Genomic DNA, 23,407 nt, shown 5'->3' with positions numbered 1-23,407 from the left:
GCCGCGGCGGCCCCGCGCGGGCCGCGGCGATACCCTGGACGGCACCGTGGACACCCAGCAGAGCCCCCAGCCGCACGCCTCGCGCGACCCGCAGGTCGACGCCGCCCTCGCCGCCCTCCTGCCGGAGCTGGTCGCCGTGCGGCGCGACGTGCACGCCCACCCCGAGACCGGACGCACCGAGGTGCGCACGACCGGCGTCGTCGCGGCCCGGCTGCGGGCCGCCGGCCTCGAGCCGCGGCTGCTGCCCGGCACGGGGCTCACCTGCGACATCGACCCGCCCGCCGGCACGCCCGGCCCGGTGCTCACCCTCGCGCTGCGGGCCGACCTCGACGCCCTGCCGCTGCCGGACGAGACCGGCACCCCGTGGGCGTCCACCGTCCCGGGCATCGCGCACGCCTGCGGCCACGACGTCCACACCACCACCGTGCTCGGGGCCGGCCTGGTGCTCGCCGCGCTGCGCGACCGGCTGCGCTGCCGGGTCCGGCTGGTGTTCCAGCCCGCCGAGGAGACCAACCCCGGCGGCGCGCTCGACGTGCTCGCTGCCGGTGGCCTCGACGGCGTCGACCGCATCCTCGCCGTGCACTGCGACCCCCACCTCGACACCGGCCGGGTCGGCCTGCGGGTCGGACCCATCACCAGCGCCGCCGACCACGTCAAGGTCGTGCTGTCGGGCGACGGCGGGCACACCTCGCGCCCGCACCTCACCGGCGACCTCGTGTTCGCCCTCGGCCAGGTGGTCACCGGGCTGCCGGCGGCGCTGTCGCGCCGCCTCGACCCGCGCGCCGGCGCCTCGCTGGTGTGGGGACGCGTGCAGGCCGGGGGAGCGGCCAACGCGATCCCGCGCTCGGGCGAAATCGAGGGGACGCTGCGCGTGCTCGACGCGACCGCCTGGGCCCGGGCCGGCGACGTGCTCGCCGAGGTGCTCGAGCACCTGGTCGCGCCGCTCGGCGTCGAGGCCAAGCTGCTGCACTCGCGGGGCGTCCCGCCGACCGTGAACGAGGCGACCTCGGTCGCCCTGCTCGAGCAGGCCGCGCGCACCGGGATCGGCCCGGAGGCCGTCGCGCCGACCGAGCAGAGCCTCGGGGGCGAGGACTTCGCCTGGTACCTCGAGGGCGTGCCCGGCGCGCTCGCGCGGCTCGGCACGCGGGCCCCCGGCGGCCACACCTACGACCTGCACCGCGGCGACTTCGAGCCCGACGAGGCCGCCATCGGCGTCGGCGTCCGGCTGCTGGTGGCCGCCGCTCTACTTTCTGCTCGCTGACGCTCTGCTGTCTGCTCGCTGGCGCTCGCGCAGCCCCGGCTCCCACGACCTGGTCGGCTCCTCCCACCTCGGCTCGGTCGCTTCGCTCCCTCGCTCGGCGCGCCGGAGCCGACCGGTCGCCGGGGCTGATCTCCGTGGTCGCCCGCGCTCCCTCGCTCGGGGGTCACCCGGTCGGCTACCCGCGAGTTGCGGATGGGTAACGGTCCCCGGCGGCGGCCGGGGAAGGGCCGTCCGCACGGCTTTCGGGCTCCTACACTCCACCAGCGACGTGCGCAGCGGGCCGCGTCGGATGTGGAGGAACCCCAAGTGAAGCGACTCGTTCACGGTGCCGCGGTGCTGAGCATCGCCGCCCTGGTCCTCGCGGCGTGCGGTGAGGCGCCCGACGAGACCACGACCACCAGCGGCTCGGGCGGCGGCGACGCCGGCGGCAGCGACTACAAGGCCTGCATGGTCTCCGACTCGGGCGGCTTCGACGACCAGTCGTTCAACCAGGCCGCCAAGGAGGGCCTCGACCAGGCCGAGTCCGAGCTGGGCATCGAGGTCGTCGAGCTCGAGTCGGCCGCCGAGACCGACTTCACCCCGAACGTCGACCAGCTCGTCAACGACAACTGCAACCTGATCATCGGCGTCGGCTTCCTGCTCGAGGACCCGATCCAGACCGCGGCCGAGGCGAACGCCGAGACCGACTTCGCGCTGATCGACTCCTCGTTCTCCGACGCCGACTTCAACCCGGTCGAGCTCGAGAACGGCAAGCCGCTGCTGTTCAACACCGCCGAGGCGTCCTACCTGGCGGGCTACCTGGCCGCGGGCATGTCCAAGACCGGCAAGGTCGCCACCTTCGGCGGCATCCAGCTGCCCTCGGTCGCCATCTTCATGGACGGCTTCGCCGACGGCGTCGCCAAGCACAACGAGGACAAGGGCACCAACGTCGAGGTCCTCGGCTGGGACAAGGAGTCGCAGACCGGCGCGTTCACCGGTGACTTCGAGAACCAGAGCAACGGGACGAACCAGGCCAACACGTTCATGGACCAGGGTGCCGACATCATCCTGCCCGTGGCCGGCCCGGTCGGCCTCGGCGCCGCCGCCGCCGCCAAGGAGCGGGGCACGGCCAGCATCATCTGGGTCGACTCGGACGGCTACAACACCACCGAGTACGGCGACATCATCATGACCTCGGTCATGAAGAACATGGGCCCGGCCGTCTTCGACACCGTGTCCGAGGCCGCTGACGGCGGCTTCTCGTCCGAGCCGTACGTCGGCACCCTCGAGAACGAGGGCATCGGCCTGGCGCCGTACCACGACTTCGAGTCGCAGGTGCCCGCCGAGCTGGCCGCCGAGGTCGAGGCGCTCAAGGAGCAGATCATCTCCGGCGAGCTCGTGGTGGAGTCCCCGAACTCCCCGTGACCTCCGCGGGACGACCGCACCGCTGACGACGGCCCGGGCCTGTGCCCGGGCCGTCGTCCGTCCCCCGGTGAGCCCGTCCGACGAAGCACTAGGGTGCCTGTGCACCCCACCCGGTGAAGGGAGCGAGCGTGAGGCTCGAGCTGCGCGGGATCACGAAGGTCTTCGGGTCCCTGGTCGCGAACGACCACATCGACCTGGTGGTCGAGCCGGGGGAGATCCACGCCCTCCTCGGCGAGAACGGGGCGGGCAAGAGCACGCTGATGAACGTGCTGTACGGGTTCTACGACCCGGACGGCGGCCAGATCCTCGTCGACGACCGTCCCGTCACCTTCGCCGGCCCGGGCCAGGCGATGGCCGCGGGCATCGGCATGGTGCACCAGCACTTCATGCTCGTCCCGGTCTTCACCGTCGCCGAGAACGTCGCCCTGGGGCACGAGCCGACCCGCGGCGGGTTCGGCGGGCTGCTCGACCTCGAGAAGGCGCGCCGCCTCGTCCGCGAGATCTCCGACCGGTTCGGGTTCCACATCGACCCCGACGCCGTCGTCGAGGAGCTCTCGGTGGGCGCCCAGCAGCGGGTCGAGATCATCAAGGCGCTCTCGCGCCGGGCCGAGGTGCTCATCCTCGACGAGCCGACCGCGGTGCTGACGCCGCAGGAGACCGACGAGCTGATCGCGATCATGCGCCAGCTCAAGGAGTCCGGTACCTCGATCGTCTTCATCACCCACAAGCTGCGCGAGGTGCGCGCGGTCGCCGACCGCATCACCGTCATCCGGCGCGGCCAGGTCGTGGGCGAGGCCTCGCCGACGTCCACCGAGACCGAGCTCGCCTCGCTGATGGTGGGCCGCAGCGTCGACCTCGGCGTCGACAAGGCGCCGGCCGAGCCGGGCGAGACGACGTTCTCGGTGAAGAACCTCACCGTCGTCGACGCCGCCGGGGTGACGCAGGTCGATGACGTCAGCTTCGACGTCGCCCGCGGCGAGATCCTCTGCATCGCGGGCGTGCAGGGCAACGGCCAGACCGAGATCACCGAGTGCATCCTCGGTCTGACCCGACCCGCGCGCGGTTCGATCCGCCTCGAGGGCACCGAGCTCGTCGGCCGCAGCGTCGGCAAGGTGCTGCGCTCGGGCGTCGGCTTCGTGCCCGAGGACCGCAGCCTCGACGGCATCGTCGGCGCGTTCTCGGTCGCGGAGAACCTGGTGCTCGACCGCTACGACGACCGCGACTTCGCCAAGCGCGGCTCGATGCGCCCGGACGCGCTGCGTCGCAACGCCGAGCACCGCATCGAGGAGTTCGACATCCGCACGCAGGGGCCCGACCACCCCGCGGGCAAGCTGTCCGGCGGCAACCAGCAGAAGGTCGTGATGGCGCGCGAGCTGTCGCGCCCGCTCAAGCTGTTCGTCGCCAGCCAGCCCACCCGCGGTGTCGACGTCGGCTCGATCGAGTTCCTGCACAAGCGGATCGTGGCCGAGCGCGACCACGGCACCCCCGTGATCATCGTGTCGACCGAGCTCGACGAGGCGCTCGAGCTCGGCGACCGCATCGCCGTCATGTACCGCGGACGCGTCGTCGGCATCGTGCCCGGCGGCACCGACCGCGACGTGCTCGGGCTGATGATGGCCGGCGTCCCGGAGGACGAGGCGCGCCAGCAGGCCGCGACCCACCAGACCGTCCTGAGCCAGGCCGACCAGGAGGCCGTCGAGCAGACCGCCCCGACCCGCAAGGAGCTGTCGTGACCGACCAGCCCGACCCGCTGCGGAAGGCCCCGACGCCGTCGTCGGACGCGCAGCGGCCGGCGGACCTGCAGAAGCCGGTCGAGCCGCAGAAGCCGTCGTCGGCGCCCGCGCCGCCGCCCCGCCAGGCGTCGTACCTGCAGCAGGTGCTCGGGTCGTCGACGCTCGTCGTCGTCCTCGCGGTCGTGATCGCGCTCGTCGTGGCGGCGGTCCTCATCGTCGTGACGAACGAGGACGTGCGGGGCTCGGCCGGCTACCTGTTCGCGCGTCCCAACGACTTCGTCTACTACTCGACCAACGCGGTGGGTGACGCGTTCGGCGCGCTGCTGCGCGGCTCGGTCTACAACTGGGAGGCCGACACCTTCCGGCAGGGCATCCGGTCGCTGACCGAGACGATGACGGTGTCGGTGCCGCTGATCTTCGCGGCGCTCGGGCTGGGCATCGGCTTCCGCGCCGGGCTGTTCAACATCGGTGCGCAGGGCCAGATCGTCCTCGGCGCCACCGTCGGCGGCTTCATCGGCTTCGCGATGGACCTGCCGGTCGTCGTGCACCTGCTGATCGCCGTGGTCGGGGCGTTCCTCGGCGGTGCCCTGTGGGGCGGCATCGCCGGCTTCCTCAAGGCCCGTACCGGGGCCAACGAGGTCATCGTCACGATCATGCTGAACTCGGTGGCGCTCTACCTGCTGGCGTACCTGCTCACCACCGACCTGTTCCAGGGCGGCGCCACGAACCAGCCGATCAGCGCACCGGTGGCCGACACCGCCCGCTACCCGTTGCTGCTGGGCTTCCTCGGGTACCGCATCCACGCCGGCTTCCTGCTCGCGCTGGTCGCAGCGGTCGCGGTCTGGTGGCTGATGGAGCGCTCGACCCTGGGCTTCCAGTTCCGCGCGATCGGCGAGAACCCGCACGCCGCGCGCACGGCCGGCATGAACGTCGAGAACGGGTACCTCTGGGTCATGGTCATCGCCGGCGGCCTGGCCGGCCTCGGCGGGTCGGCCCAGATCCTCGGCACCGAGCGGGCGCTCACCGGCGGCATCGCCGCGTCCTTCGGGTTCGACGCCATCACCGTGGCCCTGCTCGGCCGCTCGCGGCCGCTCGGCACCGTGCTGGCCGCCCTGCTGTTCGGCGGCCTGCGCGCGGGTGGCTTCGCGATGCAGGGCACCGGGGTGCCGATCGACCTGATCCTGGTGATCCAGTCGCTCATCGTGCTGTTCATCGCGGCCCCGCCGCTGGTGCGCGGGCTGTTCCTCCTGCCGAGCGAGGAGCGCACGAAGCGCAAGCTCGACAAGCAGCGGCTGCGCGCCGCGACGAAGGGAGCGGCGGCGTGAGCGACCTGCTGCCCGACGACCTGGTCGTCCCCGACGACGTCGTCGTCCGCGACGAGGCGCCGAAGGGCCTGAAGCCGGTGAGCCGCAAGGCCCCGATCGCCCTGACGGCCGTCGGCCTGTTCTCGCTGGTGGTCTTCGGCCTCCTGCAGGAGGGCGGACGCGACATCACCTACCGGTTCTCCACCGGCAGCGACCTGCTGCAGATCCCCGACCTCACCCTGCCGGGGCGGCCGACCTCGATCGTGCTGTCGGTGCTCGCGCTCGTGCTGGCCGGGGTGTCGTTCGCCCTCGTCCAGCGGCGGCGTCCCGCCGGCGCCTGGCTGCCGTCGGTGTTCGGCCTGCTCGTCGTGCTCGCGCTGATCACCTGGGGCGCGGCCGGACGCGGCACGGTCACCCTGACGGGCCTGCTGGCCGGCGCCCTGTTCCTGTCGATCCCGCTGGTGTTCGGCGCGCTCGCCGGCCTCCTCTGCGAGCGCTCGGGCATCATCAACGTCGCCATCGAGGGCCAGCTGCTCAGCGGCGCGTTCCTCGCCGCGGCCGTCGGGGCGATCACCGGCACGGCGTACGCCGGCCTGGTCGCGGCGCCCGTCGCGGGTGCGCTCGTCGGTGCGCTCCTCGCGTTCTTCGCGGTGCGGTACCTGGTCGACCAGATCATCGTCGGCGTCGTGCTGAACGTGCTGGTGATCGGCCTGACCGGCTTCGTGTTCTCGACCGTCTTCTCGCAGAACCGCGAGGTGTTCGGCGGGGTCCCGCGGCTGCCGACGATCGCGGTGCCGCTGCTGTCGGAGATCCCGGTGCTCGGCCCCGTGCTGTTCCGGCAGAACGTGCTGGTCTACATCATGTACGCGGTCGTGATCGTGCTGCAGGTCATGCTGTTCCGCAGCCGGTGGGGCCTGCGCGTGCGAGCGGTCGGCGAGCACCCCAAGGCCGCCGACACCGTCGGCATCAAGGTCAACCGCACGCGCGTGCGCAACACGATCCTCGGCGGCGCGGTGGCCGGTCTGGGCGGCGCGTTCTTCACCATCGCCCAGGGCCTGGCCTTCGGCAAGGAGATGACGGCCGGGCAGGGCTTCATCGCCCTCGCGGCGATGATCCTCGGACGGTGGTCGCCCCGCGGCGCGCTGATGGCGGCCCTGCTGTTCGGGTTCGCCACCAACCTGCAGGTGTTCTTCGGCAGCATCAACTCGCCGATCCCGAGCCAGCTGCTGCTCATGACCCCCTACATCGCGACCATCATCGCCGTGGCCGGCGTCGTCGGCCGGGTGCGGCCGCCGGCGGCCGAGGGCACGCCGTACGTGAAGTGAGCGGACCCGTGGACCCCGAGCAGGTCGACTGGGACGCGTTGCGCGCCAGGGCGACCGAGGTGATGCACCGCGCGTACGCGCCGTACTCGAAGTTCAAGGTCGGCGCGGCCGCGCTCGTCGACGACGGCCGCGTCGTCGCCGGCTGCAACGTCGAGAACGCCGCCTACGGCGTCGTGCTCTGCGCCGAGTGCGGCCTGGTGAGCGACCTGGTGGCCGGCGGCGGCGGGCGCCTGGTGGCGTTCACCTGCGTCGACGGCCACGGCGACGTCCTGATGCCCTGCGGCCGCTGCCGCCAGCTGCTGTTCGAGCACGGCGGCCCCGACCTCGTCCTCGAGACGGTCAGCGGGCTGCGCACCATGGCCGAGGTGCTGCCCGACGCCTTCGGCCCCGCCGACCTGGAGGAGCGAGCATGAGCGAGTCCCACGACGTCGTCGACGTCATCCGCACCAAGCGCGACCGCGGCGAGCTGAGCGACGCGCAGATCGACTGGGTGGTCGACGCGTACACCCGCGGCGTCGTGGCCGACGAGCAGATGTCGTCGCTGGCGATGGCGATCCTGCTGAACGGGATGCAGCGGCGCGAGATCTCGCGGTGGACGGCGGCGATGATCGCGTCCGGGGAGCGGATGGACTTCTCCTCGCTGTCGCGCCCCACGGCGGACAAGCACAGCACCGGCGGCGTCGGTGACAAGATCACGCTGCCGCTCGCGCCGCTGGTCGCCGCCTGCGGCGTCGCGGTGCCGCAGCTGTCCGGGCGCGGGCTCGGCCACACCGGCGGCACCCTCGACAAGCTCGAGGCGATCCCGGGCTGGCGCGCCGCGCTGACGAACGAGGAGATGCTGGCGCAGCTCGAGCAGGTCGGCGCCGTGGTGTGCGCGGCCGGCGACGGGCTGGCCCCCGCCGACAAGAAGCTCTACGCGCTGCGCGACGTCACCGGCACGGTCGAGGCGATCCCGCTGATCGCGTCGTCGATCATGAGCAAGAAGATCGCCGAGGGCACCGGCGCGCTGGTGCTCGACGTCAAGGTCGGGTCGGGCGCGTTCATGAAGACGCTCGACGACGCCCGCGAGCTCGCCCGCACGATGGTCGACCTCGGCACCGACGCCGGCGTGCGCACGGTGGCGCTGCTGACGAACATGGCGACCCCGCTCGGCCTGACGGCCGGCAACGCGCTCGAGGTGCGGGAGTCGGTGGAGGTGCTCGCCGGTGGCGGCCCCGACGACGTCGTCGAGCTCACCGTGGCGCTGGCGCGGGAGATGCTCGCCGCCGCAGGCGTCGACGACGTCGACCCCGCGGAGCGGCTGCGCGACGGCTCGGCGATGGACGTCTGGAAGGCGATGATCCGCGCCCAGGGCGGCGACCCGGACGCCGAGCTGCCGGTCGCGCGCGAGCAGCACCAGGTGCTCGCCCCGGCCGACGGCGTGCTCGTGCGCCTCGACGCGCTGTCGGTCGGCGTCGCTGCGTGGCGGCTGGGCGCCGGGCGCGCCCGCAAGGAGGACGTCGTGCAGGCCGGCGCGGGCGTCCAGCTGCACGCCAAGCCCGGCGACACCGTGCGTGCCGGCGAGCCGCTGCTGACCCTGCACACCGACACCCCCGAGCGCTTCGAGCGCGCGGTCGAGGCGCTGGAGGGCGGGTACGAGATCGGTCCCGACGGCGCCCGCCCGGACCTGATGCCGCTGGTGGCGGAGAGGATCGCCTGATGACCACCCCCACCCCGGCCGAGATCGCCTCGGTGCCGAAGGTGTCGCTGCACGACCACCTCGACGGCGGACTGCGCCCGGCGACGGTCCTCGAGCTGGCGGAGGCGGTGGGGCACCCACTGCCCGCGACCGACGCGGACGCGCTCGGTCGCTGGTTCGTCGAGTCCGCCGACTCCGGGTCGCTGGTGCGCTACCTCGAGACCTTCGACCACACCATCGCGGTGATGCAGACGGTCGAGGGCCTGCGCCGGGTCGGGAAGGAGTGGGTGCTCGACCAGGCCGCCGACGGCGTCGTCTACGCCGAGGCCCGTTACGCGCCGGAGCAGCACCTCGAGGGCGGCCTGTCGCTCGACGAGGTGGTCGAGGCGGTGCACGCGGGGATGGCCGAGGGTGCCGACGAGGCGGCCGCGGCGGGCACGCCGGTGCGCTGGGGGACGCTGCTGACCGCGATGCGCCACCAGGCGCGCGGGCGCGAGATCGCCGAGCTGTCGGTGCGGCACCGCGAGTCCGGCGTGGTCGGGTTCGACATCGCGGGCGCCGAGGCCGGCTTCCCGCCGTCCCGGCACCTCGACGCCTTCGACTACCTGCACCGGGAGAACTTCCCCGTCACGATCCACGCCGGTGAGGCCTTCGGCCTGCCGTCGATCTGGGAGGCCGTGCAGGTCTGCGGGGCCGACCGGCTGGGGCACGGCGTGCGCATCGTCGACGACATCGACGCGGGCACGGGGCGGCTGGGACGGCTCGCGGGGTGGGTGCGCGACAAGCGCATCCCGCTGGAGATGTGCCCGTCGTCGAACCTGCAGACCGGCATCGCGGGCACGATCGCCGAGCACCCGATCACGATGCTCAAGGACATGCGGTTCCGCATCACGCTGAACACCGACAACCGGCTGATGTCCGGCACGACGATGACGCGCGAGATGACGCTGCTCGTCGAGCAGGCCGGCTGGACGCTCGCCGACCTGCGCTGGGTCACGGTCAACGCCATGAAGAGCGCGTTCATCCCGTTCGACGAGCGGCTCGCGCTCATCGAGGACGTCATCAAGCCCCGGTACGCGCAGCTGGGCGGCTGACCCGTGCGGGCGGTGGTCTTCGACGAGGTCGGCGGCCCGCTGCAGGTGCGCGAGGTTCCCGACCCCGTGTGCCCACCCGACGGCGTGGTCGTGCGGGTCGGGGCGACCGGAGTCTGCCGGTCGGACTGGCACGCGTGGCGGGGTCACGAGGAGGTGCCGCTGCCGCACGTCCCGGGCCACGAGCTCGCCGGCGTGGTCGTCGAGGTGGGCCCACGCGTGGCGGGATGGGTTGTCGGGCAGCGGGTCACGGCACCCTTCGTGTGCGGCTGCGGGCGCTGCGCGTGGTGCGCGGCGGGGGAGCCCCAGGTGTGCCCCGACCAGACCCAGCCCGGCTTCACCGCGTGGGGCTCCTTCGCCGAGCTGGTCGCGCTGCACGCGGCCGACCTCAACCTGGTGGCCCTCCCCGACGGGCTCGACGACGTGGCCGCCGCCTCGCTCGGCTGCCGGTTCGCGACGGCGTACCGCGCGGTGGCGCACCACGCGCGGGTCGGTGAGGGCGAGTGGCTCGCCGTGCTGGGCTGCGGCGGCGTGGGGCTGTCGGCGGTGTCGATCGGCGCCGCCCTGGGAGCCCGGGTGGTCGCGGTCGACGTGTCCGCCGACGCGCTGGCACGGGCGCGCGACCTCGGGGCGCAGGTCGGGGTCGAGGTCGGCCGGTCGTGGTCGGCGGAGCAGGTCGCCGACGCGGTCGTCGAGGTGACGGGCGAGGGCGCGCACGCCTCGGTCGAGGCGCTCGGGTCCGCCACGCTCGCCCGGGCGTCGGTGCTGTCGCTGCGCCGTCGCGGACGCCACGTGCAGGTCGGGCTGCTGCACGGCGACGAGGCGGCCCCACCGGTGCCCTTCGACCGCGTGATCGCCTGGGAGCTGGAGCTGTTCGGCTCGCACGGCATGGCGGCGGCCGACTACCCGGCGATGCTCGACCTGGTGGTCTCCGGACGGGTCGACCCGGCTGCGCTGGTCGGACGGGTGGTCGGGCTCGACGAGGCCGGGGCCGCGCTGGCCGCGGCCGAGCGTCCGGGCGCGGGCATGACGGTCGTGCGGGTGGCGCCGTGACGTCCTCGCGGGTGGCGGTGGCCGCACCGAACGCCGACGCCGTCCTGGCGGCCACCGAGGTGGCGCTGGCGGGCGGCGGCGCCGTCGACGCCGCGGTCGCCGCGATGCTCGTGGCGATGGTCACCGAGCCCGGGGTGGTGTCACCGCTCGGCGGCGGCTTCGTCGCCGTCGCGACGCCGTCGGGGGAGCAGGTGGTCGTCGACGGCAACGTCGAGATGCCGGGTCGCGGGGCGTCGCCGGAGCGGTTCGGCACGGGGCTCCGCGAGGTGACCACCACCTACGGCGGCGGGCTCACCCTCTCGGTGGGGCACGGCTCCGTGGCGACGCCCGGCGCGGTGGCGGCGCTGGGCGAGGCGCACGCCCGGTACGGGACGGCGCCGTGGCGCGAGGTGCTCGCGCCGGCGATCGCGGTGTGCCGCAGCGGGTACCGGCTCGGCACGGCGGCCGGCAGCTACCTCGCCATCACCGGCGAGGAGGTGTTCGGGTGGGACGCCGAGACGCGTGCGGCGCTGACCCGCGCGGACGGCGGGTTCGTCCGGCCAGGCGACCTGGTGCGCTCACCCGACCTCGCGTCCGCGCTCGAGGTGCTGGCCGACGAGGGACCGGCGTCCCTGTACACCGGCGCGCTGGCGCGTGCCGTGGCCGACGACATGGAGGCCCGCGGCGGGCTCGTGACCGCCGCCGACCTGGCCGCGTACCGGCCCGTGGTGCGCCCGGGGCTCGCCGCGCGGGTGGGCAGCTGGGCGCTGTCGACCAACCCACCGCCCGCGATCGGGGGCCCCGTGCTCGCGGCGATGCTGCGGCTGTGCGCCGACTCGCCGGGTGGGCTCGGCGACGTCGTCGACGTGCAGCGCCGGGTGCTGGCCTACCGGTCCGCGCACCTCGACCGCGCGCGCGACCTCGAGGTGGCCGGGCGCGAGCTGTGGGACCTGGTGCGCGACAGGGGTGTCGACGGCCTACCCACCTCGGCGTCGACGGCGCACGTGTCGGTGGTGGGCGGCGACGGGACGGCCTGCGCGATCACGGCCTCGAGCGGCTACGGCTCGGGCGCCACCGTCCCCGGTACCGGGCTGCTGCTGAACAACTGCCTCGGCGAGCCCGAGCTGAACCGGCTCGGCGTGCACGCGCTCGCGCCCGGCACCCGGCTCGCGTCGAACATGGCGCCGACCACCGGCCGGTCGGACGACGGCGCCGTGCTCGCGGTGGGATCGCCCGGCGCGGACCGCATCACGACGGCGCTGCTGCAGGTGCTGCTGGCGTTCTGCGTCGGGGGCCGTCCCCTGCAGGAGGCGATCGACACCCCGCGGGTGCACGTCCGCCTCGATCCCGAGGTCGTGCTCGAGCACGAGGAGGACGTCGCCGGGGTCGCCGACGTCGCGTCCGCCCTCGGGATGGTGACGCGGTCGCACCCGGTGAACCACATGTACTTCGGCGGCGTCGGCGCCGCCCTGCTCGGTCGCGACGGCTCGCTGCAGGCCGCCGGCGACCCCAGACGCGCCGCGGCGACGGGCGTCACCTGATCAGACCGCGTAGTCGGCCTCGAGGAAGTCGGTGACCTCGGGGACCCAGCGGCCCTGCACGAAGCCCTGGTGGTCGGGGTGCGCGTCGTAGGCGTCGTACGCGGCCTGGTCGGCGAACTCCATCGAGAAGCCGTACCGGTACGGGTTCTTCGCGCTCACCTGGCGCAGGCACTCGAACGCCTCGACGCCGGGGACGCCGGTCAGGATGCGGGTGCCGTCGGCGAGGAACCGCTCGGCCTCCGGCGAGCCCGCGTCGTGGCGGAGGGTGAACGCGACGGTGTGGCGGATGCGACCGGGTTCCATCCGTCGATCCTAGGAGGGGTCGGCCGGGCCGCAGGGACCCGCCCAGCGGGTCTCGCCGTCGACGACGACGTCGGTGGGCGCGAGCCCGATGGCCTCGGCCACCCGGCTCGACGCGCGGTGCCCGGGGTGGACGTGCGCCACGACCGACCGCACGCCGCGGGCGGCGAGGTGCTCGAGCAGCAGCCGGGCGGCGCGCGTGGCCAGCCCACGTCCCTGCCAGGCGGTGCCGATCACCCAGGCGACCTCGGCCGGCCCGCCGTCGACAGGGATCGTCGCCTGCACGTACCCGACGGGCACGCGGTCGGGGCCGAGCAGGACCAGCAGGTTGAGCCACTGCTCGGAGCCGTCGGCGGAGTGCCCCCGGGTCTGCACGGTGTAGCGCCGCTGGAGGTCGGCCACGGTGGGCGGCTCGCCCCCGGTGAACGCGTACAGCGCCGGGTCGGCGAGCACGCCCGCCATCGCCGCGGCGTCGGCCACCGCCAGGGGTCGGAGCGCCAGCTGCTCGTCCACGGCTCCAGTCTGCTCCTGCGGGGTGCCAGGATCACAGGGTGCTGCACGTGCTCGGGTTCGCGGTCGACGAGGTCGACGGCCACGTCGAGGTGACGCCGACGGTCGACGGTGTGTCGCTCACCGACCTGGTCGAGGCGTACGAGGCCGATCAGCGGGTCGACGTGGTCGGCGGCTACGGGGGGCTGGTGCCGGCGTGGAGCCGCGAGGGGCTCGGGGAGCACCTCGGGCCCGGCCGGACCTCGGTGCTCGCGTGCGAGTGCGGCGAGGTCGGGTGCTGGCCGCTGCAGGCGACGATCGCGGTGGACGGGGACGTGGTGACCTGGTCGGACTACGAGCAGCCGCACCGCCCCGATCGGGACTACACCGGCTTCGGCCCGCACCGGTTCGACCTCGCCCAGTACGAGGCCGCTGTCGCGGCTGCGGCGCACGCCCGCCCGTGAGGCCGCTCAGCACCCGGGCAGGGGTTCGACCTCGACGACCTGGTGGGTGCCGAGGGGGCTGGTCCAGCGGTGGGCGACGACGTGGCCGGCCGGGTCGAGGCGTGCGGATACGCGCCAGAGGCCGGCGGTCTTCCAGCGGTGGCAGCGGCGCGACCTGGGGCTGAGGTTGGTCACGCTGGTGGGGACTCTGGGGTGGGGCACCTGGTGGTCGACGTCGCACCGGCCGGCGGGGACGCCGCAGCCGGGGAAGGTGCAGACCGGGTCGCGGGCGCGGACGGTCTGGTCGATCTCGACGGTCGGGGTGTAGCCGCTCGTGGTGTGCCGTGGGTCGACCCGTAGCGCCTTGCGTGTCGCGGCGACGAGCGCGGCTCGTGTCCAACCGGTCTGCGGTGCTGGACCGACGTGGACGAGGCGGGTGAGGTGGCCGGTGTCGTCGGTGAGCAGCACGCACGTGGATGCGCCACGGTCCAGCAGGTCCTGCGCGGTGACCCGGGCGGTGGCGGCGGAGGCGTGCACCGGCGCGCCGACGCCGCGGACCTCACCAGGTGCGTCGGCTGCGTCGCCGTCGCCGATCAGGGTGTCGACGTGCAGCACCACGCCGAGCTCACGACGCACACCTGCCCGTGTCGGCTGGTCGCCCAGGACCGCTGCCTCGAGCGCGTCGACCTCCGCCATGCCGACCGTGCGGTCACCGAGCTCCTCGGTGCTCAGGGCTCGGGCAGCGCCCTGGACCGCGTCGGCGATGGCGACGACCTGCTCGATCGGACCCGTCACCGTCAGCGTCGCCAGCGCCGGGTTGCCGGGGTCGACCTCGACCCAGGTGCCGGTGCGTTCGCGGACGTCGCGGCGCACCTGCTCGTCGTGGTCGGTGCGGACTCGAGCCACCGCCTTGCGGACCCGGTTGGTGAACGCCTTCGGCTGCGGGCCGTCCCACGGCCCGACCGGCCCGTTCCCCTGCAGCGGCACGGTCGGCAACGCGTCGAGCACCTCGGTCTCGACCTGTCGGGCGAGGTCGTCGGGCAGACCCTCGGTCTCCCACGCCAGCACCCGCGCCCGCACGCCGTCGATCCGGCCCGCCTCCAGCGCGTCCAGCGTCCGGGGCAGCACCCGGCACAGCTGGGCCGCGGCGTCGACCTCGCGGGACGCGTGCCAGCGCGCCAGCCCGGTCGCGGCGGCGACCTCGTCGGTCGAGAGGGCGTGCAGGTCGTGCGCCCCGACCACGCCGTCACGGGCCGCACCGACCAGCACCGGCAACCCGATCTGCCACGACTCGGTCGCGTGCACGTCGCGGGTGATCGCGTCGACCAGCCGCAACCTGGCCGCGTCGCGGGCGAAGTCGGTCAGGCAGTGCGCGCGCAGGTCGCCGACCAGGGTGCCCGCGTCGTCGTCCGACCTCATGCACCGACACTAGACCCGAGCACTGACAACAGGTTTCGCGTCCGAACCGGTTGTGGACGACGACCCCGGACACGGCCGCCTGTGGACGACGAACGCGCACGTCCCGACCACGGACCTTGCCGACCGTCCCGTGCTCAGAAGGCAGCCAGCGCCTCGTCGAGCATCGCGTGGCCCTGCGCCTCGAAGTCCTCGTCTCCGACGGCGAACGCGTAACAGGCCGTTCCCACCGCCTCGCGCAGGCGCACCATCCGCCACGTCACCGGGTCGCGCGGGTCGCCGCCGTAGCCGTCGACGAAGGCGGTCTCGAGCTCGGGGTGCTCGCGCCAGTGCTGGTGCGCGAGGCGGGCCAGGTCGGTCTGCGCCGGCCGCGGCTCGAACCTGCCGAGGTCGATGACCAGCAGCCGCCCCTCGTCCCAGAGCCAGTTGCGCGGCTGCCAGTCGCCGTGCGTCGGAACCAGGACGGACGGCCGGTAGCGGTTGTCGCGCAGGAGCTCTCGTAGCCGGGCGACGAGCGAGGCATCGAGCCGGTGCGGTCGGTCGAGCCAGGCGAGCGCCTTGGCGTCCTGCCGCCGCTCCCAGCCGTCGTCGGCGACGGGTGGCTGGCGGTGCAGGTGGCCGAGGAGCTCACCGGCCTGCCGGTGCACCTCGACGTCGTCCGCGAGCACCGGGTCCGAGGCCACGAGCACGCCGGGCAGGAACCCCACCGCGAGCGCCCGCCGGGCGCGGTCGGCATGCAGCAGCCTCGGCACGCGGCCGCGCAGCGGCGCCAGTACCCCCGACCGGTAGGCGTCGATCTCCCGTGGCAGGTGGGCGTTCTCGTGTCCCGCGGCCTTGACCACGACGTCACCGATGCCCGGCACGCGCAGGAGCAGCACCGTCGTGTCGACGAGGTCCCACGACAGGTCGGCGACCGACTCGGCACCGGGGAACCAGGCCCCGACGAGCGAGGCCTGCTCCGGTGTCAGGCGCGACGACGGCACCTCGCCATCCAACCAGCAGGTCTGCCCGAACACCCCATGGTGGAGGCCGCCCGGGCAGGGCTAGTGTCGACGAGCGCGACTCCCGTGCGTGACGTGACGAACCGGGAGGAACCCATGCTCACCGACGGCACCGTGACGGCCAACATCCCGGCGGCCGACCTCGACCGCGCCCGGACGTTCTACACCGACATGCTCGGCCTGCAGCCCACCGACGAGGTGACGGGCGAGGTGCTGCGCTACGAGACCGCGGGCGGCACGACCTTCCAGGTGTACCGCACCGACTTCGCCGGCACGGCCGGCCACACCATCGCGCAGTGGCACGTCGACGACATCGAGGCCGAGGTGCGTGCCCTGCAGGCCAAGGGGCTCGTGTTCGAGACCTACGACCTGCCCGGCGTCGAGTGGGACGACGGCATCGCCACCATGGCGGGCATGGGGCGTGCCGCGTGGTTCAAGGACAGCGAGGGCAACATCCTCTGCCTCGACCAGGAGCAGCGGTCGTCCTGACCCTCAGCCCGCGGCAGGCGGCGCAGCGGGTGCTCGACCTGCTGGGGGAGCGCTGAGGGCGCGGATCGCCGCCTCCGCCTCCCCGACGTCGACCGGGCGGCAGCCGAGGTCGACCCACTGCTGCACCAGGCGCGGCTCGTCACGCATCAGCCCGAGCCCGCGGCGCACCAGGGTCAGCGGCGGTTTGCGGGACTCGGACAGGTCGCGTGCGAGCCGCCGCCAGAACGTCACGACCGGACGCAGCCGCAGGCACAGCGCGTCGGCCAGCACGCCCGCCTCGCGGCACCTGGCGACCAGTTGGGCGGCGAAGATGCCCTCGGCGACCACGACCGGCGCGCCGGCCAGGTCGAGCCGCGCGGTGCCGGTGCGGCTCGAGGTCGGGATGTCGTAGACCGGGACGTCGGCGGCGCCCTCGACGCACAGGCGCACCAGCGTCTCGAGGGCGGCGCGCGCGTCCCAGGAGTCCGGGTCGTCCCAGTCGACGATCCCGAAGCGGTGCGGCATCGGCGGGTCGGTGCGGGTGTCGTCGGCGTCGCGGTAGAAGTCGTCGAGCTGCAGGACGGGCAGCCCGAGCCGTCGGGTCAGCGACGTCTTGCCCGACCCGGACGGGCCGCACAGCAGCACGACCCTGGCGACGGGCCGCAGCGCCCGCGGCGCCGGGGCGTCGAAGAGCCCCGGCTGGTCCTGCTGGCTCATCGGCGTGCGGTCAGCGCCCCTTCGGGTGCCAGACGGTCTTCGTCTCGGTGAAGAAGAGTGCGCGCGCCGGGCCGGGAGGGGTTGCCGCCCAGTCCTTCTCGCCGTCGAACGGACGCAGGACACGCTTCAGCGTGCCCGCCGCCTCGCCCTCGAGCGCCGTCCAGTCGGCGTCGGCCGCGCCCGCGAGGTCGATCGCGTTCACGTCGTGGTGCGACGCGAGCCACGAGCCCAGCTCGTCGACCGACCCGGTCACCACGTTCACGACGCCACCGGGGACGTCGGACGTCGCGAGCACCTCGGTGAGCGTGACCGCCGGCAGCGGCCGGGCGTGGCTCGACACCAGCACCACCGTGTTGCCGGTGACGAGCGGTGCCGCCAGCACCTCGACCAGGCCGAGCAGCGAGGAGTCCTGCGGCGCCAGCACGCCCACGACGCCGGTGGGCTCGGGGACCGACAGGTTGAAGTACGGACCTGCCACCGGGTTCGCGTTGCCGGCGACCTGGGCGACCTTGTCGGTCCACCCGGCGTACCAGACCCACCGGTCGATCGCGGCGGACACGACGCGCTCGGCCTGCGGGCGGGTGAGGCCCTCGCCGCGGGAGACCTCGTCGACGAACTGCGCCCGGCGTCCCTCCATCAGCTCGGCCACCCGGTACAGCACCTGGCCGCGGTTGTACGCGGTGGCGCCGGCCCAGCCGGCGAACGCGCTGCGGGCGGCGACGACGGCGTCACGGACGTCCTTGCGCGAGCCGTGGGACGCGTTGGCCCAGAAGCGACCTCGCGCGTCGGTGACCTCGTAGCTGCGGCCCGACTCGGTACGGGGGAACTTGCCGCCGATGTACAGCTTGTAGGTCTTGCGGATCTCGGCCCGCTCGGGTGCGCGGGTCGCGCTACGCGGCGTCACAGGTCGTCTCCCTCGGTGCGCAGGTAGGCCTCGAGGCCGTGGCGACCGCCCTCGCGGCCGTAGCCCGACTCCTTGTAGCCACCGAAGGGGCTGGTGGGGTCGAACCGGTTGAACGTGTTGGCCCACACCACGCCCGCGCGCAGCCGGTCGGCCGCCCACAGGATCCGCGAGCCCTTCTCCGTCCACACGCCGGCCGACAGCCCGTACGGGGTGTTGTTCGCCTTGGCGATCGCCTCGTCCGGCGTGCGGAACGTGAGCACCGACAGCACCGGGCCGAAGATCTCCTCGCGCGCGATGCGGTGGGTGTTCGAGACGCCGGTGAACACGGTGGGCGGGAACCAGAAGCCCTTGGCCGGGATCTCGCACGGCGCCGACCAGCGCACCGCGCCCTCGGCCTCGCCCGCGTCGGACAGCTCGGTGATGCGGTCGAGCTGGGCGCGCGAGTTGATCGCCCCGACGTCGGTGTTCTTGTCCATGGGGTCGCCGAGCCGCAACGTGGTCAGGCGGCGCTCGAGCCGCGCGACGAGCTCGTCGTGCACGTCCTCCTGCACGAGCAGACGCGACCCGGCGCAGCAGACCTGGCCCTGGTTGAAGAAGATGCCGTTGACGATGCCCTCGACCGCCTGGTCGAGCGGGGCGTCGTCGAAGACGATGTTCGCGGCCTTGCCGCCGAGCTCCAGCGTCACCTTCTTGCGCGAACCCGCGACCTGGCGGGCGATCCCGCGTCCGACGGCGGTCGATCCGGTGAACGCGACCTTGTCGACGCCGGGGTGCTCGACCAGCGCGCGACCGGTGGCGCCCGCGCCGGTGACGATGTTGACGACACCCGGCGGCAGGTCGGCCTGGCGGCAGATGTCGGCGAACAGCAGCGCGGTCAGCGGCGTGGTCTCGGCCGGCTTCAGCACGACGGTGTTGCCCGCCGCCAGGGCCGGCGCGATCTTCCACGCCAGCATGAGCAGCGGGAAGTTCCAGGGGATGACCTGGGCGGCCACGCCCAGCGCCCGGGGCGCCGGGCCGAAGCCGGCGTGCTCGAGCTTGTCGGCCCAGCCGGCGTAGTAGAAGAAGTGCGCCGCGGCGGTGGGGACGTCGACGTCCCGCGACTCCTTGATCGGCTTGCCGTTGTCGAGGGTCTCGAGCACGGCGAGCTCGCGCGAGCGCTCCTGCATGATCCGCGCGATGCGGAACAGGTACTTGCCGCGCTCCGAACCGGGCATCCGCGACCAGACCCGCTGGTACGCACGGCGTGCCACCGCGACCGCGCGGTCGACGTCGGACGCGTCGGCCTCGGCGACCTCGGCCAGCACCTCCTCGGTGGCGGGGTTGACGGTCTTGAACGACGAGCCGCCGCCGTCGACGAACTCGCCGTCGACGAACAGCCCGTACGAGGGCTGCAGGTCGACGACCGAGCGCGACTCGGGCGCCGGCGCGTACTCGAAGGTGCCGAGCGAAGCCATGGGAGCTGACCAGCCTTCAGTCGAGGGTGACGTAGTCGGGACCGCTGTAGGCCCCCGTCGCGAGCTTCTGCTTCTGGAGCAGGACGTCGTTGAGCAGCGTGGAGGCGCCGAACCGGAACCAGTCGGGGTCGAGCCAGTCGGCGCCCGCGACCTCGCTCACCATCACGAGGTACTTCAGGGCGTCCTTGGCGTGCCGGATGCCGCCGGCCGGCTTCACGCCGATCATCCGCCCGGTCTGCTCGCGCCAGTCGCGCACGGCCTCGAGCATGATCAGCGTCACGGGCATCGTGGCGGCGGGCTGCACCTTGCCGGTGCTGGTCTTGATGAAGTCGGCACCGGCCAGCATCGCCAGCCACGACGCGCGGCGGACGCTGTCGTACGTGACGAGCTCGCCGGTCTCGAGGATGACCTTGAGGTGCGCCTCGCGGCCGCCGGCGTGGCACGCCTCGCGGGTGGCCACGATCTCCTCGAACACCTGCAGGTAGCGGCCGGACAGGAACGCGCCGCGGTCGATCACCATGTCGATCTCGTCGGCGCCCGCCTCGACGGCGTCGGCCGTGTCGGCGAGCTTGACGTCGAGCGCCGCGCGCCCGGACGGGAACGCCGTCGCCACCGCGGCGACGTGCACGCCGGTGCCCTGCAGCGCCTGCACCGCCACCGGCACGAGGTCGTTGTAGACGCAGACCGCGGCGACGCGCGGGGTGTCGGGTGAGCCCGGGTCGGGGTGCACGGCCTTGGCGCACAGCGTCTCGACCTTGCCCGGTGTGTCGGAGCCCTCGAGCGTGGTGAGGTCGATCATCCGGATCACCGCGTCGAGCGCCCACGCCTTGGAGGTGGTCTTGATCGAGCGGGTGCCGAGGCCGGCCGCGCGCTGGTCGGCGCCCACGGCGTCGACGCCGGGCAGGCCGTGCAGGTACCGCCGCAGCGACGCGTCGGTCACCTCACCACCGAGGACGGTGGACGCGGACGGCAGACCGGCCGCCGTGGCCGACGTGCTGGAAGTCGTCACCGCGGAACTCTACCGCTCCCCCCGGGGCGGCCGAGATCGGCGACGAGGTCGAGCAGCTCGGTCACGGTGGGCCGCAGCGCGCGCCAGCGGCTGAGCCCGACGAGCCGTTCCAGCACCGGTGAGGCGCGGGTCACCAGCGCCCGGCTGCGGCGCTGGTCGGGGCTGGTGTCGTACACCCAGAACAGCACGACGCCGAGGTGCGCGAGCCAGAGCAGCCCGGGCAGCTCGCGCAGCAGCCGCTCGTCCGCCCTGGTGGTCGAGCCGCCCACGACGTCGCGCATGATCCGCGTGGACGCCTCGCGCGCCGGGGTGCTGTCGGCGCTCAGCGGGTTCAGCGGGCTGGCGGGGTCGGCGGCGACGGCGAACATCCGCCCGGCGATGCCGTGGTAGGGCGAGGCGACGTCGAGGAAGGCGAGCTCGGACGCGGCGAGGCGCTCGCCGAGCCCGGTGAGGCCCTCGAGCGCGCCCGCGGCCGCGTCGGCGTGCAGCTGCTGGAGCCGGTCGTAGAAGCCCTGGACCAGGTGCTCCTTGGAGGAGAAGTAGTAGTACGCGTTGCCCTGGCTGACGCCCGCGGCCTCGGCGACCGCCCGCATCGTCATGCCGTCGTAGCCGCGCTCCTCGAGCAGGGCCATGGCGGCGTCGACGATGCGGGCCCGGGTCTGCTCGCCCCTCGGGGTCGGGGTCGCCTCGCTCACGGCCCCGACGCTACTGCGGTGGAGCAGGCCGGGGGAGCGGGCCGTCCCTGCGCGGCGGCCGCCACCGACAGCGCCACCGCGCGTGCCGCCCGCCTGCCGGTGGTGCTGCCGCCGAGCCGCACCGCCAGGTCGCGGTGCGCCGCGGTGGCCCACAGGCACACGATCCACGCGCCCTCGGCCGACCAGACCTCGCCGGTGTCGGCCACCACGGTCACCTCCTCCCGGGTGCGGTCGTGGTCGAGGTGGGGCAGCCGCCGCCGGGCCTCGTCCGACCCGCACGGCACCCAGTCGAGGGGGACGAGCAGCGCCGAGCCCTCGAGCCACCCCCGCACCCACCGGCACAGGCCGCACTCGGCGTCGTAGAGGACGGTCAGCCGCCCCACCGCGCTCACCGCGGCGGGAACGGGCCGGGGGCGGGGGCGGGCGCCCACTGGGTGCGGCCCGCCGGCGGCACGGGCGGGACGGGCAGGGCCGCGCGGTGCCACCGGCGGCGCATCCGCGACAGCACGAACAGGTTGAGGAAGTGCATGACGCCCAGGACGAGCAGGACGCCGCCGATCTTGGTGGCCAGGGTCTCGATCGCGCTCCGGGCGTCGGGGACCTCCCCGCCGGTGCGCAGCGCGAGCGCCACGTAGCCCAGGTTGATCAGCCAGAACCCCACCACGAGCAGGTGGTTCACGGCGCCGGCCATGCGCTCGTCGCCGGCGAACACGTCGCGCAGGAACAGGGCCCCGTTGCGGCTCAGCGTGCGGGCGACCCAGAACGTCAGGCCGACGCTCAGCGGGACGTAGACCAGGTAGGTGACGACGACGGGACTCATGGGTCCCCCTCTCGCTCGATCCATCGCGGATGCTTCTTGAACGCGTTCAACACGGTAGAGCACTGACTTGAACGCGTTCAAGTCCGCATCCTGGTGACCGTGGTCACGCGCGTGCGGCACGGGCTGGGGTGGACGGCGACGCTTGCCTGCGCCGCCGTGGCGCTGCTGCTGGTGCCGGCCTCCGCGCCGGCCGACCGCCCGGGCGCGCTGCTGCGGGGGCTGGGCGTGGTGGCGCTGGTCGCGCTGCTCGGGGCGTACCCGGCCGTCCTGCTCGGCGAGCGGGGGGTGGTGGTGCGCAACCCGTGGCGCACCTGGTGGATCGCGTGGCCCGCGCTCGACGACGTCGCGTTCGGGTGGTCGCTCGAGGTGCGCACGCGCACGGCGGACGCGGGCGGCACCCGGGTGGTCCGGGCGCTCGCCGCGCCGGGACCGGCCCGGATGCGGTCGCTCTACGACGTGCACCGGACGGCGGCCGGGGTGCTCGAGCGCGACGCCGCGCTGGCGGCCGGGCCGGGGACTGCTCCCGCTGTCGTCGCCGTGCTGCAGGCCCGCGAGCGCTGGCGCCCGCGGGCGGGTGGTGACGCGGTGGCGCGGGCCGGGTGGTCGGTCGGCGGCCTCGTGCTGACCGCGGCGGGCACGGTGCTGCTCGCCGCCGGCGTCGTGCTCGGATGAGCGTGCGACGATGACGGACGTGAGCGCGTCGACCGGAGCAGCGACCGACCCCGTCGTCCTGCGGCCCGTGGGGGTGCGGGTGCTGGCGGTCGCCACCTGGGTGCTCCTGCTCTTCGCGGTGGTCGTGACCGCGCTGGCCGACCTGCCGTCCGCCCTGCGGCTGCTGCCCTTCACGGCGCTGGCGGCCCTGGTCGTCCACGCGCTGTTCTGGCGTCCCCGCGTGGCTGTCGACGGCGACGGCGTGACCCTGGTGAACGTCGTCCGCGACGTGCGCATCCCGTTCGCCCGGCTCGAGGACGTGCGCACCCGCTTCGCGCTGACCCTGGAGACGTCCGAGGGCACCTACACCAGCTGGTCCTCGCCGGCGCCGGGTCGCACCTCGTCGTGGGGCCTCACCCGCAAGGACGCCGGTGGCGTGCAGGCCATGGGGACGCCGCTCGACCAGGGGCTGAGCGCGAGCGCCGCGCCGAACACCGACTCGGGCGCCGCCGCGCTGCTCGTCCGGCACCGCTGGGACGTCTGGCGCGAGCACGGGGGCGCGTCCGGCGCGGGCCAGGTCACGCGCGAGTGGAACCTCCCGATCGCGCTCGGTGCGGTGGTGCTGGCGGCGTGCTGCCTGCTGGCGGCCGTCGTCTGACCGGCCCCCGGGC

The 23,407-nt window shown here is 74.0% G+C and carries 25 protein-coding genes; 14 read left to right on the top strand and 11 right to left on the bottom strand.

Annotated elements, in window-relative coordinates; translation table 11 throughout:
• The first annotated feature begins 46 nt into the window (after nt 1–46).
• From ACYVKY_RS11890 to ACYVKY_RS11845, 10 genes are all read left to right on the top strand, one after another.
• On the top strand, nt 47–1,261 hold the full coding sequence (locus ACYVKY_RS11890; protein ID WP_460435198.1) for a zinc-binding metallopeptidase family protein: 1,215 nt from the start codon (nt 47–49) through the stop codon (nt 1,259–1,261).
• A gap of 306 nt (nt 1,262–1,567) precedes the next feature.
• On the top strand, nt 1,568–2,665 hold the full coding sequence (locus ACYVKY_RS11885) for a BMP family lipoprotein (RefSeq protein WP_460435197.1): 1,098 nt from the start codon (nt 1,568–1,570) through the stop codon (nt 2,663–2,665).
• Between the two features lie 128 nt (nt 2,666–2,793).
• A complete protein-coding gene (locus ACYVKY_RS11880; RefSeq protein ID WP_460435196.1) occupies nt 2,794–4,398 on the top strand; it encodes an ABC transporter ATP-binding protein in 1,605 nt (534 codons plus the stop codon).
• Entirely contained in the window at nt 4,395–5,723 is a 1,329-nt protein-coding gene (locus ACYVKY_RS11875) for an ABC transporter permease (protein WP_460435195.1), read from the top strand. The genes ACYVKY_RS11880 and ACYVKY_RS11875 overlap by 4 nt, the downstream gene beginning before the upstream one ends.
• A 5-nt stretch (nt 5,724–5,728) precedes the next feature.
• Entirely contained in the window at nt 5,729–7,027 is a 1,299-nt protein-coding gene (locus tag ACYVKY_RS11870; protein WP_460435235.1) for an ABC transporter permease, read from the top strand.
• Entirely contained in the window at nt 7,024–7,440 is a 417-nt protein-coding gene (locus ACYVKY_RS11865) for a cytidine deaminase (protein WP_460435194.1), read from the top strand. The genes ACYVKY_RS11870 and ACYVKY_RS11865 overlap by 4 nt, the downstream gene beginning before the upstream one ends.
• Entirely contained in the window at nt 7,437–8,726 is a 1,290-nt protein-coding gene (locus ACYVKY_RS11860; protein ID WP_460435193.1) for a thymidine phosphorylase, read from the top strand. The genes ACYVKY_RS11865 and ACYVKY_RS11860 overlap by 4 nt, the downstream gene beginning before the upstream one ends.
• Nucleotides 8,726–9,799 (top strand): adenosine deaminase family protein, encoded by a 1,074-nt coding sequence (locus ACYVKY_RS11855; protein WP_460435192.1) that lies wholly within the window; start codon nt 8,726–8,728, stop codon nt 9,797–9,799. The genes ACYVKY_RS11860 and ACYVKY_RS11855 overlap by 1 nt, the downstream gene beginning before the upstream one ends.
• Before the next feature lie 3 nt (nt 9,800–9,802).
• On the top strand, nt 9,803–10,849 hold the full coding sequence (locus ACYVKY_RS11850) for a zinc-dependent alcohol dehydrogenase family protein (protein ID WP_460435191.1): 1,047 nt from the start codon (nt 9,803–9,805) through the stop codon (nt 10,847–10,849).
• Complete coding sequence (locus ACYVKY_RS11845; RefSeq protein ID WP_460435190.1) at nt 10,846–12,369, top strand: gamma-glutamyltransferase family protein; 1,524 nt, start codon at nt 10,846–10,848, stop codon at nt 12,367–12,369. Before ACYVKY_RS11850 ends, ACYVKY_RS11845 begins: the two co-directional genes overlap by 4 nt.
• On the opposite strand, the gene ACYVKY_RS11840 is transcribed toward ACYVKY_RS11845, so the two are convergent.
• Nucleotides 12,370–12,672 (bottom strand): Dabb family protein, encoded by a 303-nt coding sequence (locus ACYVKY_RS11840; RefSeq protein WP_460435189.1) that lies wholly within the window; start codon nt 12,670–12,672, stop codon nt 12,370–12,372.
• Between the two features lie 9 nt (nt 12,673–12,681).
• Nucleotides 12,682–13,182 (bottom strand): GNAT family N-acetyltransferase, encoded by a 501-nt coding sequence (locus ACYVKY_RS11835; RefSeq protein ID WP_460435188.1) that lies wholly within the window; start codon nt 13,180–13,182, stop codon nt 12,682–12,684.
• Between the two features lie 38 nt (nt 13,183–13,220).
• Between ACYVKY_RS11835 and ACYVKY_RS11830 the strand changes: the two genes are divergently transcribed.
• Nucleotides 13,221–13,622, top strand: a complete 402-nt coding sequence (locus ACYVKY_RS11830; RefSeq protein WP_460435187.1) for a hypothetical protein — start codon at nt 13,221–13,223, stop codon at nt 13,620–13,622.
• 6 nt (nt 13,623–13,628) lie between these two features.
• Here the strand turns inward: ACYVKY_RS11830 and ACYVKY_RS11825 are convergent, their stop codons facing one another.
• Together ACYVKY_RS11825 and ACYVKY_RS11820 are read right to left on the bottom strand one after the other, a co-directional pair.
• Complete coding sequence (locus tag ACYVKY_RS11825) at nt 13,629–15,020, bottom strand: hypothetical protein (RefSeq protein WP_460435186.1); 1,392 nt, start codon at nt 15,018–15,020, stop codon at nt 13,629–13,631.
• 134 nt (nt 15,021–15,154) lie between these two features.
• On the bottom strand, nt 15,155–16,000 hold the full coding sequence (locus tag ACYVKY_RS11820; protein WP_460435185.1) for an aminoglycoside phosphotransferase/kinase family protein: 846 nt from the start codon (nt 15,998–16,000) through the stop codon (nt 15,155–15,157).
• A gap of 93 nt (nt 16,001–16,093) precedes the next feature.
• Between ACYVKY_RS11820 and ACYVKY_RS11815 the strand changes: the two genes are divergently transcribed.
• Nucleotides 16,094–16,507 (top strand): VOC family protein, encoded by a 414-nt coding sequence (locus ACYVKY_RS11815; protein WP_460435184.1) that lies wholly within the window; start codon nt 16,094–16,096, stop codon nt 16,505–16,507.
• Nucleotides 16,508–16,510: 3 nt separating this feature from the next.
• Here the strand turns inward: ACYVKY_RS11815 and ACYVKY_RS11810 are convergent, their stop codons facing one another.
• From ACYVKY_RS11810 to ACYVKY_RS11780, 7 genes are read right to left on the bottom strand one after another with little or no spacing between them, the layout of a single operon-like run.
• On the bottom strand, nt 16,511–17,203 hold the full coding sequence (locus tag ACYVKY_RS11810; protein ID WP_460435183.1) for a uridine kinase family protein: 693 nt from the start codon (nt 17,201–17,203) through the stop codon (nt 16,511–16,513).
• A gap of 10 nt (nt 17,204–17,213) precedes the next feature.
• A complete protein-coding gene (locus ACYVKY_RS11805) occupies nt 17,214–18,107 on the bottom strand; it encodes an aldehyde dehydrogenase family protein (RefSeq protein ID WP_460435182.1) in 894 nt (297 codons plus the stop codon).
• Nucleotides 18,104–19,561 carry an aldehyde dehydrogenase family protein gene (locus tag ACYVKY_RS11800; RefSeq protein ID WP_460435181.1) on the bottom strand — a complete coding sequence of 486 codons (1,458 nt, stop codon included), beginning with the start codon at nt 19,559–19,561 and terminating at the stop codon, nt 18,104–18,106. Before ACYVKY_RS11800 ends, ACYVKY_RS11805 begins: the two co-directional genes overlap by 4 nt.
• Nucleotides 19,562–19,577: 16 nt before the next feature.
• On the bottom strand, nt 19,578–20,534 hold the full coding sequence (deoC, locus tag ACYVKY_RS11795; RefSeq protein WP_460435234.1) for a deoxyribose-phosphate aldolase: 957 nt from the start codon (nt 20,532–20,534) through the stop codon (nt 19,578–19,580).
• A 32-nt stretch (nt 20,535–20,566) separates the two neighbouring features.
• Nucleotides 20,567–21,265 carry a TetR family transcriptional regulator gene (locus tag ACYVKY_RS11790; protein WP_460435180.1) on the bottom strand — a complete coding sequence of 233 codons (699 nt, stop codon included), beginning with the start codon at nt 21,263–21,265 and terminating at the stop codon, nt 20,567–20,569.
• Entirely contained in the window at nt 21,262–21,657 is a 396-nt protein-coding gene (locus ACYVKY_RS11785; RefSeq protein ID WP_460435179.1) for a DCC1-like thiol-disulfide oxidoreductase family protein, read from the bottom strand. Before ACYVKY_RS11785 ends, ACYVKY_RS11790 begins: the two co-directional genes overlap by 4 nt.
• Entirely contained in the window at nt 21,654–22,085 is a 432-nt protein-coding gene (locus ACYVKY_RS11780) for a hypothetical protein (protein ID WP_460435178.1), read from the bottom strand. The genes ACYVKY_RS11785 and ACYVKY_RS11780 overlap by 4 nt, the downstream gene beginning before the upstream one ends.
• Before the next feature lie 99 nt (nt 22,086–22,184).
• On the opposite strand from ACYVKY_RS11780, the gene ACYVKY_RS11775 reads away from it, so the two are divergent.
• On the top strand, nt 22,185–22,757 hold the full coding sequence (locus ACYVKY_RS11775; RefSeq protein ID WP_460435177.1) for a hypothetical protein: 573 nt from the start codon (nt 22,185–22,187) through the stop codon (nt 22,755–22,757).
• Nucleotides 22,758–22,776: 19 nt separating this feature from the next.
• A complete protein-coding gene (locus ACYVKY_RS11770; protein WP_460435176.1) occupies nt 22,777–23,394 on the top strand; it encodes a PH domain-containing protein in 618 nt (205 codons plus the stop codon).
• The last annotated feature ends 13 nt before the right edge of the window (nt 23,395–23,407 follow it).

Source organism: Angustibacter speluncae, from assembly GCF_054777815.1.
The sequence above is the reverse complement of the archived record's forward strand: the minus strand, read 5'-3'. Positions and strand labels throughout refer to the sequence as shown.